The following is a 13,521-nucleotide window of genomic DNA, read 5'->3' as shown; positions in this document are numbered from 1 at the left end:
CCGGTGCGTCCTCCCGGACGCGACCGGGAGGGGTGTATTGACAGTATGACAATAACGCTGCGGCCGGAGCCGGGTCATACACGAACACCCTGCGACGCCAGATAGGCGACGGGCTCGACGGCGCGGCCGTTGCGCCGCACCTCGTAGTGCAGGTGCGGGCCGGTGGAGTTGCCGGTGGATCCGACCGCGCCGATCACGGCGCCCGCGGCGACTCGCTGGCCGGTCTGGACCCGGATGCTGCCCGGGGTCTGGTGGGCGTAGATGGTCTCGGTGCCGTCGGCGGACCGGATCCGAACCTGATAGCCGTAACCGTCGCCGAAGTTGCCCGCCTTCACCACGGTGCCGCCGGTGGCGGCGTAGATGGGCGTGCCTGCGGGGGCGGCGAGGTCGAGCCCACCGTGGTGCTTGCCGCCCCGGGGACCGTAGTGCGAGCTGATTCGGTATTTCCCGGGTTCGATGGGCGAGCGGGGGCGGCCGTCGCCCGGCAAGGCGCTTGCGAGTCTGGTGTGTTTTCCGGCTATGCCGTTGAGGTATTGCGCTGTGAGGCGGTCGACCATGGCGGCGGTTTCGGTCGCCTTGGCCTGCCCGCCCCGCACTATGGTCTGAGCCTTGCGCAAAGCTTCGGAGAGTATCTGGTGTACCTTCCGCTGACCTTCCTTGGTGTAGGCGCTGGGCCCGAGTTCGGCCAGTTGTACGTTGACCTCCCGGATCAGCCGGACCACCGCTTTCCGGTCGGCTCGGTTGTCCCCGGCCAGGCCGGCAATGTAGCGCGCGAGGTCGTTGTCCAGATTGTTGAACGCCTTCGCCGCGTTCTTCTGGTACAACGCTCGCGCCTTGATCGCTGTAGCTCCCGCGCCCGAACCGACCGACCCACCGGGTCGTGCGCCCAGACCCGCGGTGCCCGCCGCGTCGCCGTCGGTGCCGTACAGCGCCTCCAGCTTCTTCAACGCGTCCAGGGCTTGTTGCGCCTCCGGAGTCAGCGCGGCCGCATTGGCGGCGGTGGGGGTGGCATTCGTCCCGCCCGCACCCGCGCCGGATCCGCCGCCCGCGAGGCCGGCGAGCGCCTGCGCCAGCATCGGCAGTGCCATCATGGCCATCGATCCGGCCATCAAGGCGGTCGGGGCGATGGCCGCGATCGTCTCCGGATCGATCCCGGGGGGTGGTGGGGCGGGCTCCCCGTCCGGTGGTGGCGGGGCGCCGTTCGGCGGCGGTGCAGCGCCCCCGGGCGGCGCCACTACGCCACCGGGCTGCGGCGCCACCGTTCCGCCGTGGACCGCGGTGCCGGTAGCCGGTGGCGGTTGCGCGCCATTGGGTGCCGGAGCGGCGGGGGTGGGGGCGGAAACGGGCTGCGCGCGTGAGTTCGACGTGGGGGCTGCGGGGGCTCCACCGGGCGCGTGTCGTGCCAGATCGGCGAGGACACGGGCTGCCTGGGCGGCGATGTCGGAGTCTTTTCGCTCAGACGCGGAGGTCGCGGGCCCCGGGGCGCTGGTCGAGTCTTCGACAGCGCCGCCCTCGGGAGCTGCCTCGCCATCCACGAGGTGAGTCGCTTCCCCGCTAGTCACGACCACCTCCGCATGCCCACACGCCCATCCGGCACGCCCCTCAACCAGCGCTGTTGCCGAGATCGATTGTGCCGCTCGATTTCACCGCGCGGTCCTCACCACTGGGAATCGCGAGACGCCATCCGCCGGAAGCCGGCACTACCGAGCAGGACCGAAGGATGCCAGCCGGTTGTCCAACCGATGTCGAATTCTCCGGATGCCGGGTGCCTGGGAGCCGGGCAGCAAGGGACCCGGATATCGGCTGCGGAGTTCGCTGACCGATTCCTGCCCGAGACCGTCCTCCACCTGACGGAAGTCGGCGCGGATTCGCGGGTCGAGACGATACGGGTCCGATACCAGGCGATATCCGACGATTCGCCGGAGCCGGGCCAGTTCCGCGCGTACCGTCACCGCCTTTCCGCCGGTCCCGTACAGCTCTTCGGCCAACAGCGCCGCGGTCAGTCCATCGGGATTGTCGAGCAGCAGAACCACCAGCTCGCTGTGCCGAGGACTGAGTTCATGGACGACGCCGTCCATCCACAACAGGGCGCGGGCGCGGCCCAGTGTGCTCACGCGCGGCGCCCGTTCGCCCGAAACGCTGCCCGCCAGAGCGCAGACCGAGAACGGTCCGCCCGGCGCGAGCCTTTCGAGCACCACGCGACGACCGTCGGGCAGTTCGGTTTCGCCCTCGACCAGTGGTGCGGGCCAGACGTCGGGCAGCCAGCCGCGAGGCGACGCGTGCAACAGCCGGCCGTCGTGTGACAGCAGGGCGCCACGGTCGCCGAGCCGGCTGAGGACACGATCGAGGTAGCGGGTCCGTATCTCAGCGTCATGCCGCCAGGTGAGCGAACGAAGATGCGCCTCGGCCAGCCGCGCCGCCGCCGTGACCAGAGGCAACGCCAGGGCATTCGTGTCGCGCAGTCGGCAGGTGACGTCGACGACGCCGATCACCGCGCCGCCCACGGGATCCCTGATGGGGGCTGCCGAGCAGGTGAAGTCCGCGGCGACCGACAGGTAGTGCTCGGTGCCGCGGACTTGGAACGCGCGCCCCAGCGCCAGAGCGGTGCCAACGCCGTTGGTCCCCGCTTCGGTCTCGTGCCAGCGCGCTCCGGGGACGAGATTGGCTCGTCCCGCCGCTCGTCTGGTCGCGGGATCGCCCTGCACCCACAGCAGATGCCCGTCCGCGTCGGCGCCGAACAGCACGTGGCCCGGTTCGAACGCGGCGCCCTCGAGGCTCGCGAACAGGACCGGCCAAACGGAGGCCATCCGATGATTCCTGCGCCAGGTGCGCACCTCGTCGTCGGTCAGGCCGACCTCGGGGAGATGCCGGTCCGGATGCAGGCCGCGACCTCGGGCGCGATCCCATGAGGCGCGCACGTCCGCACGCGTCGAGTGTGTCTGCCTTGTCACCAAAAGCGTGTGCCTCGTGGTATTCGGATCGGCCGCGGTGTCCTACCGCCCGGAGACGTCCCGGCGTCGGGACCAGACTAAGGACCGCGCCGTCGCCCTGACAACGAGTCGCGCTGCGCTGCAACGTTGATGCAACCCCCGACCGGCGCCTTTCCACGGCGACGAATGCGCGCCATCGTGTGCGAAACCGTTGCTCGTGGACTGGAGGTTGTCGATGCCGTACTTCGAACTGCCCGATGGTGTGCCGATGTACTACGAGGATCACGGGGCCGGGCGGCCGGTCGTGCTCATCCACGGATGGACCATGAACACCACCTTCTGGGCGCAGAACGTGCCCGCCCTGGCAGAGCGAAATCGGGTGATCAATCTCGACCTTCGCGGGCACGGCGCCTCCGGGAAGACCGACGACGGGCACACCCTCGCGCAGTACGCACGGGACATCCGCAGTCTGCTCGAACACCTCTCGCTCGAGGACGTGTGCTTGGTCGGCTGGTCGATGGGCACCGCGGTGATCCTCGCCTACATCCAGCAGTTCGATTGCGAGCTGCTGGATTCGGTGGTTTTCGTGGACCAGTCGCCGCGGTTTCTCGACGCGCCGGGCTGGGACTTTCCGCTCCAGGGCGGCTACTCCCAGAGCGATCTCGCGGTTTTCGTGCAAGCGGTGAAGCATGCGCGGCCGTCGGTGATCAAGCCGTTCATCGCGGCATGCTTCGCCGACACCCCGCCACCGGAGGTGATCGACGCGGTGTACGCGGAGACGGCGAAAACGCCGACCGCGGCGGCCTGCGCCATCTGGTACGACATGGCCTTCGCGGACTTCCGGCAGGTCCTGCCCCAGGTCACCGTGCCCGCACTGCTGATCTACGGCGCGCAGAGCAAGATCTTCCCCGGTCCGCTCGACGAATGGCTCGCGGCGCGATTGCCGAACGCGAAGGCGGTGCGCTTCGAGCACAGCGGTCATGCGCCGTTCTCGGAGGAACCGGAGCGCTTCAACGAAGCACTCGCCGAGTTCCTCTGAGCGGGCGGAATCTCATGACGGCTCGGCGGGGCAGGCCACTATAGGCTGCACGTGTGGAAGCGCTCTCTGATCAGGGGTGGTACACCCTTCTCGCCGCCCTCGCGATTCTGGTCGGCCTCGTCGGGATCGTCGTCCCGATCCTGCCGGGCGTCATCCTGATCTTCGCCGCGATCGCCGTCTGGGCCTTTCTGACCGGAGGGGCCACGGCCTGGACGGTTTTCGCGATCAGCACGCTGCTGCTGGTGCTCTCCGGGGTCGTCAAATACACCTGGCCGGGGCGCAAGATGAAGGACGCGGGAGTGTCCAACCGAGCGGTCCTGCTCGGCGCGATCCTCGGCGTCGTCGGCTTCTTCGTCATTCCGGTGGTCGGCCTGTTCATCGGTTTCGTGCTGGGCGTGTACCTTTCGGAACTCCAGCGGCTGCGCGTCAACCAGCAGGCCTGGCAAGCGACGGTACACGCGCTGAAGGGCGTCGGCCTGTCCATCCTGATCGAGCTCTTCGGCGCGCTGCTGGCCATCGGTGTCTGGATCGTCGGCGTCTTCGCCGTCTGAGCGCTACCGATCGATGGCGGGGAACGGAATGGTGTCTCCCGCACGGCTTCCCGGGAGTTCGTCGCGGTGCAGCCGGAGAGTCGGCGGTTCCGGGCGGTACAGCGGCAGCGTGGGGGCGGGATCGTCGCTGACGGTGCGCTCCCGGGCCGGAAGCCGGTAGAACGCGCGGGCGTTGTCCTCCAGCACCGCGTGCATGTCGGTGCCCACCACATCACAGAGCAGATCGACGTCCGAGTCCCGGAACGGGCGTCCGGCTCGGGTGCCGGGCAGATCGGTGCCGAACATCAACGCTTCGGGATTCACCGCGTGGATACGGCGCAGCGTGTCGGCGACGTTCATCGCGACCCGGCCGAAACCCGTCGCTTTGACCTTGGCTCCGCGGTCGACGAGATCGAGCAGGAAGGGCACGCCTTCCGCGGACATGCCCAGGTGGTCGACCGACAGCGCGGGCAGCTTGGAGATGACCGGTTGCAGCGAAGCCAGCATGGTGCCGTCGATGTAGACCTCGACGTGCCAGCCTGCCAGCTCGTAGGCGCGCAGCGCCTGCAACGTCATCCCGGTGATGTCGGTGGCCGCGCGCTTGAGGTTGAACCGCAGCGCGCGCACACCTACCCGGTCCAGTTCGAGGATCTCCTCGTCGGTGGCGTCCAGATCGAGCCGGGTGACGCCGACCCAGCCCTCGCCGAGTTCGGCGAGGGCGGCCTTCAAATAACTCTGGTCCGTGCCCTGGAACGACCCGCTGACCACCGCGCCGCCTCCGATGTCGTATCGCGACATGCGCTTGCGGTAATCGGCGATGGTGAACGGATCGGGCAGGTAGCCCTCGTTCTCGGCCAGCGGAAACCGCGGGTCGAAGATGTGCAGGTGGGCATCGAACACTTGTACAGAATGCCTCAGTGTCGGAATTTCCGCTGCCACAGCGGGGGTGCGGCGGTGGCAGCGGCGTCGGTCACCGCGGTGTGATCAGACCTTGTGCGGCTCGCTGGCGCGCAGCATGTCCTCGCGCTCGACGACCTTGACCCGCTCGCGGCCCTCCGGCTCGCCGAGCGAGCGTTCGTGCGCGTCGAGGCGGTACCAGCCTGCCCAGGTGGTGAACGGAATGCCCTTGCTCTCCAGGAACTCGGTGACGGCCTCGGGCTCGGGTCGCTCGGCCGGGGCGAAGCCGGGAGCGTCGTCCAGCAGGCAGGCGATGGTCTCGTTGGCGTCGCCCTTGGTGTGGCCGATCAGGCCGACCGGGCCGCGCTTGATCCAGCCGGTGACGTAGGTGGCGGGCAGGTAGCGCTCGGCGCCGTCGGCGTTCTCGTCGGCGATCACGCGACCCGCCTCGTTCGGCACGGTGCCCGCCTGGTCGTCGAACGGCAGCTGGGTCAGGTTCTGCGACAGGTAGCCGACGGCGCGGTACACCGCCTGCACGTCCCAGTCCTTGAACACGCCGGTGCCCTTGACGTTGCCGGTGCCGTCGAGCTGGGTGCGCTCGGTGCGCAGGCCGACGACCTTGCCGTTCTCGCCGAGCACTTCGGCGGGGGATTCGAAGAAGTGCAGGAACAGTTTGTGCGGCCGGTTGCCGACGTCGCGGATGGCCCACTGCTCGAGGGTGTTGGCGACCATGTCGACCTGCTTGGAATGACGGCGCGCGGCTTCGGAGCCCTCGTCGTAGTCGATGTCCTCGGGGTCGACGATGACTTCGATGGTGGGGGAGTGGTCGAGCTCGCGCAGTTCCAGCGGGGTGAACTTGGCCTGGGCGGGTCCGCGGCGGCCGAAGACGTGGACCTCGACGGCCTTGTTCTCCTTCAGGCCCTTGTAGACGTTCGGCGGGATCTCGGTGGGCAGCAGCTCGTCGCCGGTCTTGGCCAGCACGCGGGCGACGTCGAGCGCGACGTTGCCGACGCCGAGGACCGCGACCTTCTCCGCGTCCAGGGGCCAGGTGCGGGGGACGTCGGGGTGGCCGTCGTACCAGGAGACGAAGTCGGCGGCGCCGAAGGAGCCGTCGAGATCGATGCCGGGGATGGGCAGCGCCCGGTCGGCGTTGGCGCCGGTGGAGAAGATCACCGCGTCGTAGAAGGCCCGCAGGTCGTCGAGAGTGATGTCGGTGCCGTAGTCGATGTTGCCGAGCAGGCGGACCTGCGGCTTGTCCAGCACCTTGTGCAGGGCGGTGATGATGCCCTTGATCCGCGGGTGGTCGGGCGCGACGCCGTAGCGGATCAACCCGAACGGCGCGGGCATGCGCTCGAACAGGTCGATGCTCACCTCCGCATCGGACTTCATCAACGCGTCGGCGGCGTAGATCCCAGCCGGCCCGGCGCCCACGATCGCGATGCGCAGCGGGCGGGTCCTCGCGGTGTGCGCGTCAGGCCCGGAGGAGGAAGCCTGCGTCACCACGGAGGGCTCGCGCACACCGCCATCCGATACTTCACTCTGTTCGGTCATCTCTTTACGCGCACCTTTATGGTCGAAACAATAAATGACGTCTGGGCTTAGCTTAGGCTAAGTTGACGCACCGGCTCGGTCGCACCCGTCCGGTGCGGACGCCGGCGTTGCCGGCTCGTGGCTGCACGGTGCTCCGTTCGCCGCGGCGATGAGCTGCCGATTCGCTATGACAGCAGGCCGCCGTCCCGCGATTCTATCGGGATGGTCCATACCGCCCCGCGTCGGTGCGTGAACTCGGCGGATGCCATCGCATGTCACATTCCTCGCTTACCCGCTCCCGCGCCGCCTATCGCGCCCCGCCCGCAGCTGGTCCGCGCCGCCACTGTCTCGAGCCGGGGGCCGAGCGCTCGATACCGGCGCCGACCAGGGATCATCGAGCCATGACCGAACAGCAGCCGACCGCGGGCGAGGACGAGATCATCCGGGTCGATCAGACCGACAAGCGCTCCGCGGCCCCGTTCGTCGCGGCAGCGGTGGTCGCGGTGATCGTGCTGATCGCGATCGTGCTCGGTGGCGTGCTGTCGCCCGCTGAGAAAAATGTCACAGAAGCCGACCGCATCGTGGCGGCCGTGCGCAACTTCGTCGACGGCTCCAACCGGAGCGACATCGTGCCGCCGCCCGGCACCGCGTGCCAAGGATTCGACGCCGACCGCTCGCCCCTGGCGGGACAGGACGGCGCCGGAAAGCCCGTCGAGATCGCGAAAATCGACCCGCCGATGGTGGACGGCGACCGGGGCAAGGCGACCGTCACCACGACGGTGGACGGCAGGGCGGCCACCTCCACCTGGATTCTCACCAGATCCGGCGACAAGTGGCTGGTCTGCACCTGAGCGTTCCCGCAGTGTGAGCCATCGTTTGACACGATGACCCGGGTCGGTGCAATCTCAGTCGAAGGTCATGAGAACCAGTGTCAAGCCCCGGCATTACTGGTCGGCAACCCTCCTCCGCGGTGGGGTGCTCCGGGTGACGACCTGGCGGCGCCTCGGTCCCGGGCGCGGCAAGTGCGGATTCGCAGGAGGTGCACATGAGTTATGCCGGTGACATCACTCCGCAGCAGGCATGGGAACTGTTGCGGGACAATCCCGGCGCCGTCCTCGTGGACGTGCGGACAGAAGCGGAATGGAAGTTCGTCGGCGTCCCCGACACGAGTTCGATCGAACGGCCGACCGTGCTGATCGAGTGGGTCGATTCCACGGGCGCCCGCAACGAGGCCTTCGTCGAGCATTTGAAGCAGGCGCTCGACGGCCACGACCCCGAGGCCCCCGTCGTCTTCCTCTGTCGCTCCGGTCAGCGTTCGGTGGGCGCGGCGATCGCCGCCACGTCGGCGGGCTACCGCACCTCTTACAACGTGCTCGAGGGCTTCGAAGGCCCTCTCGACGAATTCGGGCATCGCGGCGGCGCCGGCTGGCGCGCCCTCGGACTGCCCTGGCGGCAGTCGTGATCACCGGCGGCGCGTTCGACAAGCCGCTGCCCGACGGCGTCGGCCCCGCGACGCTGGGCGTGCGCGGCGGGCTGCGGCGCTCCGGTTTCGAGGAGACCGCCGAGGCGCTCTATCTGACCTCCGGCTTCGTCTACGAGAGCGCCGAGGCCGCCGAGGCCGCGTTCACCGGCGAGGTCGAGCACTTCGTCTACTCCCGCTACGGCAACCCGACGGTGGCCATGTTCGAGGAGCGGATGCGCCTGATCGACGGCGCCGAAGCGTGCTTCGCGACCGCGAGTGGCATGTCCGCGGTGTTCACCGCGCTGGGCGCGCTGCTGAAGGCGGGTGACCGGCTCGTCGCCGCGCGCAGCCTGTTCGGCTCGTGCTTCGTGGTGTGCAACGAGATCCTGCCGCGCTGGGGCGTGGAGACCGTCTTCGTCGACGGCGAGGACCTCGACCAGTGGGAGCAGGCGCTGTCGGTGCCCACCCAGGCGGTGTTCTTCGAGACGCCGGCCAATCCGATGCAGACCTTGGTCGATGTGCGCCGGGTGACCGAGCTGGCGCACGCGGCGGGCGCGAAAGTCGTGCTCGACAACGTGTTCGCCACTCCGCTGCTGCAACGCGGCTTCGAGCTCGGCGCCGACGTGGTGGTCTACTCGGGCACCAAGCACATCGATGGGCAGGGCCGGGTGCTCGGCGGGGCGATCCTGGGCGCGAAGGACTACATCGACGGTCCGGTGAAAACGCTGATGCGTCATACCGGCCCCGCGCTGAGCCCCTTCAACGCGTGGACGCTGCTCAAGGGCCTCGAGACGATGCCGCTGCGGGTAGGCCATTCGGCGGAGGCCGCCCTGCGTATCGCCCGCTTCCTGGAAGATCATCAGGCGGTCAGCTGGGTGCGCTACCCGTTCTTGGCGTCGCATCCGCAGTATGCCCTGGCCACCAGCCAGATGAGCGCGGGCGGCACCGTGGTTACCTTCGAGCTCAACGCCCCCGAGCACGAGGCGAAGAAGCGCGCTTTCGAAGTTCTCAACCGGTTGCGCGTGGTCGATATCTCCAACAACCTCGGTGACGCCAAGACCCTGATCACGCACCCGGCGACCACCACGCACCGCGCCATGGGCCCCGAAGGCAGGGCCACCATCGGCCTGACCGACGGCGTCGTCCGTATCTCGGTGGGCTTGGAAGACGTCGAAGACCTCCTCGCCGATCTCGAGCACGCCCTCTCCTGATCCCGCCGCGCGCGGGCAAGGGGTCAGGGGAATCTCGGGCAGCTGTGCGGCGTGTCAGGAGCGCTGTTCCATCTCGGCGAGATGGGCGATGTTGGCCTGGTCGTCGGGGGCGGAGCTGGGTTCGGTCGTGAACCACGCGTCCAGTATTTCGCGGAGTTCGGCGCTGGAGGTCGAACGCAGACTCAGGGCCAGGACGTTGGCGTCGTTCCAGGTGCGGGCGCCTGCCGCGGTCGAGGCGTCCGCGCAGAGGGCGGCGCGGACGCCGGCGACCTTGTTGGCCGCGATCGAGGCGCCGGTACCGGTCCAGCAGCAAACGACGGCCTGATCGGCCCGGCCGGAGGCGACGTCGCGGGCCGCCGCTTCGCTGGCCCACGCCCAGTCGTCGCGTTCCTCGTCCGATAGCGCGCCGTGCGGCACGATCTCGTGGCCGCGCTTGCCCAGCTCCTCGACCAGCTCCCGAGCCACCCCGACCCACTCGTCCGCCGCCACCGAGATCCGCATGCACTCAGCGTAGTTCCCGGTTCGCCCAGGCGTCGTGCTTCCTACCCGGCGTTCGACGGCGCTGCGAGGATTGACAGTATGTTGTCAATTATGACAGGATACTGTCATGACCACGAAGACAGTGCACATGGCCGTTTACGACACGCTCGCCGACTGGGAGGTCGGCGCGGCCACCGCGCACATCAACAAGTCGAGCTGGCATCGGGAGCCGGGAACCTGGCAGGTGCGGACCGTCGGCCCGACGGCGGAACCGATCACAACGATGGGCGGGATGCGCATCGTGCCGGACCTCGTGCTCGCCGATCTCACGCCCGCCGACAGCGCGATGCTGGTCCTGCCGGGCGCCGAGACCTGGGAGGGGCCGGAGCTGGAGCCGTTCGCCCACAAGGCGCGCGAGTTCGTGGACGCGGGTGTTCCGGTCGCCGCGATCTGCGGGGCGACGTTCGGCTTGGCCAAGGCGGGCCTGCTCGATACGCGCAGGCACACCAGCAATGTCGCGGAATTCCTGCTCTACAGCGGGTATTCGGGCGCCGAGCACTATGTCGACGAGCCTGCCGTCACCGACGGTGACGTGATCACCGCCAGTGCGAGCGCGCCGTTCGAATTCGCGCGCGAGGTGCTCGGCAGGCTCGGGGTGTACGAGCCGCGTGTGCTCGACGGCTGGTACCGATTGTTCGCCCACGCCGATCCGGCCGGGTGGGCGGTGCTCGCGGAGTACGACGCGCAGCATGCGTGAGCGAGGGATATCGGAGGCTCGGCATGACCGGTGAACAGGAGCTGTTCGCCACGGCGGCGATCACGTCGTTCCGTTTGAACGGTCAGTTCCTCGCGGTGGCCGAGGAACTGGCGCGACCGGCGGGTCTCACCGCCGCTTGGTGGCAGGTGCTGGGCGCGGTGTTGCGGACGCCGCTGCCCGTCGCCGGGATCGCCCGCGAAATGGGCATCACCCGCCAGAGCGTGCAGCGCATCGCGGATCTGCTGGTGGACAAGGGACTGGCCGAATACCGTCCCAACCCCGCGCACCGCCGCGCGAAACTCGTCGCAGTCACCGACGCGGGGCTGGCCGCGGTCCGCCGCATCGACCCGCAGCACAAAGTGATGTCCGAACGGCTCGCGGACGAACTCGGCCCCGAGCAGCTCGCGCGCACCGTCGAGATGCTCACGAAGCTGTCCGCCGCGATGAACGCGATCACCACCGACGCCGACTGAGGGCGGGATTTCCTCGAATGGCTCGAGCGCAGAAGGAATCACGCATCACGGCCGCTCGGTGCGCGTGACGGTGTTCGGACCGGAAGCGTCCAGCCCTGATCTGGTGGGCGGCTGTCGCGCACCAGATCAGGCCGTGAACGGGGACTTGGTCTTGCCGATCAGGTCGGCGACGGAGTCCACCACCATCGTGGGCCGGTAGGGGTAGGCCTCGAAGGACGCGCGGGTGGAGATGCCGGAGGTGACCAGGATGGTGCGCATGCCCGCTTCCAGCCCCGAGATGACATCGGTGTCCATCCGGTCGCCGATCATCACCGAGGACTGGGAGTGCGCGCCGATGCGACGCAATGCGGAGCGCATCATCAGCGGGTTCGGCTTGCCGACGTAGTACGGTTCGCGGCCGGTCGCGCGGGTGATCAGCGCGGCCACCGAGCCGGTCGCGGGCAGCGAACCTTCGCGGGACGGCCCGGTCGGGTCCGGGTTCGTCGCGATGAAACGGGCCCCTCGCTCGACCAACCGGATCGCGGTGGTGATCGCCTCGAAGGAGTACGTGCGGGTCTCGCCGAGCACGACGTAGTCCGGATCGCTGTCGGTCAGCACATAGCCGATCTCGTGCAAGGCGGTGGTGAGCCCGGATTCGCCCACCACGTAGGCGGTTCCGTTCGGCCGCTGTTCGCTCAGAAAGGTAGCGGTGGCCAGCGCGGAGGTCCAGATCGCTTCTTCCGGGATGTCCAGGCCGGTGTGGCGCAGCCGCGCCTGGAGATCGCGCGGGGTGCGGATCGAATTGTTCGTCAGCACCAGGAACGGCGTCTCGTTGGCGCGCAGTTCGGCGAGGAACTTGTCGGCGCCCGGGATGAGGTGGTCCTCGTGCACCAGCACGCCGTCCATATCGGTCAAGTAGGACAGGATCGGCTCGTCGTCTGCGGTCACGCGGGCCATTATCCGCTATCGCCCCGCGACCGAAACCGGCACGACCGGCCGGGCCGGTGCCGTCGGCATCTTCGGCCGCAGAAACATTCCACCCCCGGCACGGCGTTCTCCTGTTACGGCCGGTCGAGGTGGGCCTGCGATCGCCCCACTGCGAAGATCATCCGCGCCGGGCCATCGGCAGGGGCGGCGGCAGCGTTGGCTACTGTCGATGACGGATCGCGATGGCAGCGAAACGAAACGCGAGGAGCGTGGCAGATGAGCGGACTCAAGCTCGGATACAAGGCATCGGCGGAGCAGTTCGGTCCGCGTGAACTCGTGGAGATCGCGGTGCTGGCCGAGGAACACGGCCTGGACAGCGCCACCGTGAGCGACCACTTCCAGCCGTGGCGGCACAAGGGCGGGCACGCGCCGTTCTCGCTGGCCTGGTTGGCCGCGGTCGGCGAGCGCACCAAGCGCATCCAACTCGGCACCTCGGTGCTCACCCCCACCTTCCGCTACAACCCCGCGGTGATCGCCCAGGCGTTCGCCACCATGGGCTGCCTGTATCCGGAGCGGGTCATGCTCGGCGTCGGCACCGGCGAGGCGCTCAACGAGATCGCCACCGGGTACACCGGCGAATGGCCGGAGTTCAAGGAGCGTTTCGCGCGTCTGCGCGAGGCGGTCGACCTGATGCGCGCCCTGTGGACCGGCGACCGCGTCGACTTCGACGGGCAGTACTACAAGACCGTCGGCGCCTCCATCTACGACGTGCCCAAGGGTGGCATCCCGATCTACGTCGCGGCGGGCGGCCCGCTGGTCGCGCGATACGCCGGGCGCGCGGGTGACGGGTTCATCTGCACCTCGGGCAAGGGCATGGATCTTTACACCGAGAAGCTGATGCCCGCGGTCGCCGAGGGCGCGGCGAAGGCCGGACGCGGCGTGGAGGACATCGATCGGATGATCGAGATCAAGCTCTCCTACGACACCGACCCGGAACTGGCCCGGGAGAACACCCGCTTCTGGGCACCGCTCTCGCTCACCGCGGAACAGAAGCACAGCATCACCGACCCGATCGAGATGGAGGCCGCCGCCGACGCGCTGCCGATCGAACAGATCGCCAAGCGCTGGATCGTCGCGAGCGACCCCGACCAAGCGGTCGAACAGATCAAGCCCTACCTCGACGCCGGCCTCAACCACCTGGTCTTCCACGCCCCCGGCCACGACCAGCGGCGCTTCCTCGACCTCTTCCAACGCGACCTGGCCCCCCGCCTGCGCGCGCTGGCCTGACGTTTCCCGACCGGCACAC

At 68.7% G+C, this 13,521-nt stretch carries 14 protein-coding genes and 1 riboswitch; of the genes, 8 read left to right on the top strand and 6 right to left on the bottom strand.

The window, feature by feature from the left end; genetic code table 11:
* Positions 1-74: 74 nt before the first annotated feature.
* The gene (locus K8O92_06960) at positions 75-1,562 is read right to left on the bottom strand and encodes a peptidoglycan DD-metalloendopeptidase family protein (protein UAK33673.1); all 1,488 of its coding nucleotides are present in this window, start codon (positions 1,560-1,562) and stop codon (positions 75-77) included.
* Positions 1,563-1,700: 138 nt separating this feature from the next.
* Complete coding sequence (locus K8O92_06955; GenBank protein UAK33672.1) at positions 1,701-2,951, bottom strand: GAF domain-containing protein; 1,251 nt, start codon at positions 2,949-2,951, stop codon at positions 1,701-1,703.
* A gap of 214 nt (positions 2,952-3,165) precedes the next feature.
* On the opposite strand from K8O92_06955, the gene K8O92_06950 reads away from it, so the two are divergent.
* Positions 3,166-3,969, top strand: coding sequence for an alpha/beta hydrolase (locus K8O92_06950; protein ID UAK33671.1), 804 nt, complete (start codon positions 3,166-3,168; stop codon positions 3,967-3,969).
* Between the two features lie 53 nt (positions 3,970-4,022).
* Positions 4,023-4,520 (top strand): DUF456 domain-containing protein, encoded by a 498-nt coding sequence (locus K8O92_06945; protein UAK33670.1) that lies wholly within the window; start codon positions 4,023-4,025, stop codon positions 4,518-4,520.
* A gap of 3 nt (positions 4,521-4,523) precedes the next feature.
* On the opposite strand, the gene K8O92_06940 is transcribed toward K8O92_06945, so the two are convergent.
* Both K8O92_06940 and K8O92_06935 read right to left on the bottom strand, forming a co-directional pair.
* Positions 4,524-5,399 carry an amidohydrolase family protein gene (locus K8O92_06940; GenBank protein ID UAK33669.1) on the bottom strand — a complete coding sequence of 292 codons (876 nt, stop codon included), beginning with the start codon at positions 5,397-5,399 and terminating at the stop codon, positions 4,524-4,526.
* 84 nt (positions 5,400-5,483) lie between these two features.
* Positions 5,484-6,896, bottom strand: a complete 1,413-nt coding sequence (locus tag K8O92_06935) for an FAD-dependent oxidoreductase (protein UAK35493.1) — start codon at positions 6,894-6,896, stop codon at positions 5,484-5,486.
* Between the two features lie 431 nt (positions 6,897-7,327).
* On the opposite strand from K8O92_06935, the gene K8O92_06930 reads away from it, so the two are divergent.
* The 3 genes from K8O92_06930 to K8O92_06920 all read left to right on the top strand — a co-directional run bounded on the left by K8O92_06930 (position 7,328) and on the right by K8O92_06920 (position 9,599).
* On the top strand, positions 7,328-7,777 hold the full coding sequence (locus tag K8O92_06930) for a hypothetical protein (GenBank protein ID UAK33668.1): 450 nt from the start codon (positions 7,328-7,330) through the stop codon (positions 7,775-7,777).
* A gap of 63 nt (positions 7,778-7,840) precedes the next feature.
* Positions 7,841-7,957, top strand: a riboswitch (SAM riboswitch).
* 14 nt (positions 7,958-7,971) lie between these two features.
* Positions 7,972-8,388 carry a rhodanese-like domain-containing protein gene (locus tag K8O92_06925; protein UAK33667.1) on the top strand — a complete coding sequence of 139 codons (417 nt, stop codon included), beginning with the start codon at positions 7,972-7,974 and terminating at the stop codon, positions 8,386-8,388.
* Entirely contained in the window at positions 8,385-9,599 is a 1,215-nt protein-coding gene (locus K8O92_06920) for an O-succinylhomoserine sulfhydrylase (GenBank protein ID UAK33666.1), read from the top strand. Before K8O92_06925 ends, K8O92_06920 begins: the two co-directional genes overlap by 4 nt.
* 54 nt (positions 9,600-9,653) lie before the next feature.
* On the opposite strand, the gene K8O92_06915 is transcribed toward K8O92_06920, so the two are convergent.
* On the bottom strand, positions 9,654-10,100 hold the full coding sequence (locus tag K8O92_06915) for an RpiB/LacA/LacB family sugar-phosphate isomerase (protein UAK33665.1): 447 nt from the start codon (positions 10,098-10,100) through the stop codon (positions 9,654-9,656).
* A gap of 106 nt (positions 10,101-10,206) precedes the next feature.
* On the opposite strand from K8O92_06915, the gene K8O92_06910 reads away from it, so the two are divergent.
* Positions 10,207-10,836, top strand: coding sequence for a glutamine amidotransferase (locus K8O92_06910; protein ID UAK33664.1), 630 nt, complete (start codon positions 10,207-10,209; stop codon positions 10,834-10,836).
* A 23-nt stretch (positions 10,837-10,859) separates the two neighbouring features.
* The gene (locus K8O92_06905) at positions 10,860-11,309 is read left to right on the top strand and encodes a MarR family transcriptional regulator (GenBank protein UAK33663.1); all 450 of its coding nucleotides are present in this window, start codon (positions 10,860-10,862) and stop codon (positions 11,307-11,309) included.
* A gap of 126 nt (positions 11,310-11,435) precedes the next feature.
* On the opposite strand, the gene K8O92_06900 is transcribed toward K8O92_06905, so the two are convergent.
* On the bottom strand, positions 11,436-12,245 hold the full coding sequence (locus tag K8O92_06900; protein ID UAK33662.1) for an HAD-IIA family hydrolase: 810 nt from the start codon (positions 12,243-12,245) through the stop codon (positions 11,436-11,438).
* Positions 12,246-12,491: 246 nt separating this feature from the next.
* Here K8O92_06900 and fgd point away from each other — a divergent pair, with 246 nt between their 5' ends.
* A complete protein-coding gene (fgd, locus tag K8O92_06895) occupies positions 12,492-13,502 on the top strand; it encodes a glucose-6-phosphate dehydrogenase (coenzyme-F420) (GenBank protein UAK33661.1) in 1,011 nt (336 codons plus the stop codon).
* The last annotated feature ends 19 nt before the right edge of the window (positions 13,503-13,521 follow it).

Source organism: Nocardia asteroides (assembly GCA_019930625.1).
Taxonomy (GTDB): Bacteria; Actinomycetota; Actinomycetes; order Mycobacteriales; family Mycobacteriaceae; genus Nocardia; species Nocardia sputi.
Note: the sequence above shows the minus strand (reverse complement) of the source record. Positions and strands in the feature narration are given on the sequence as shown.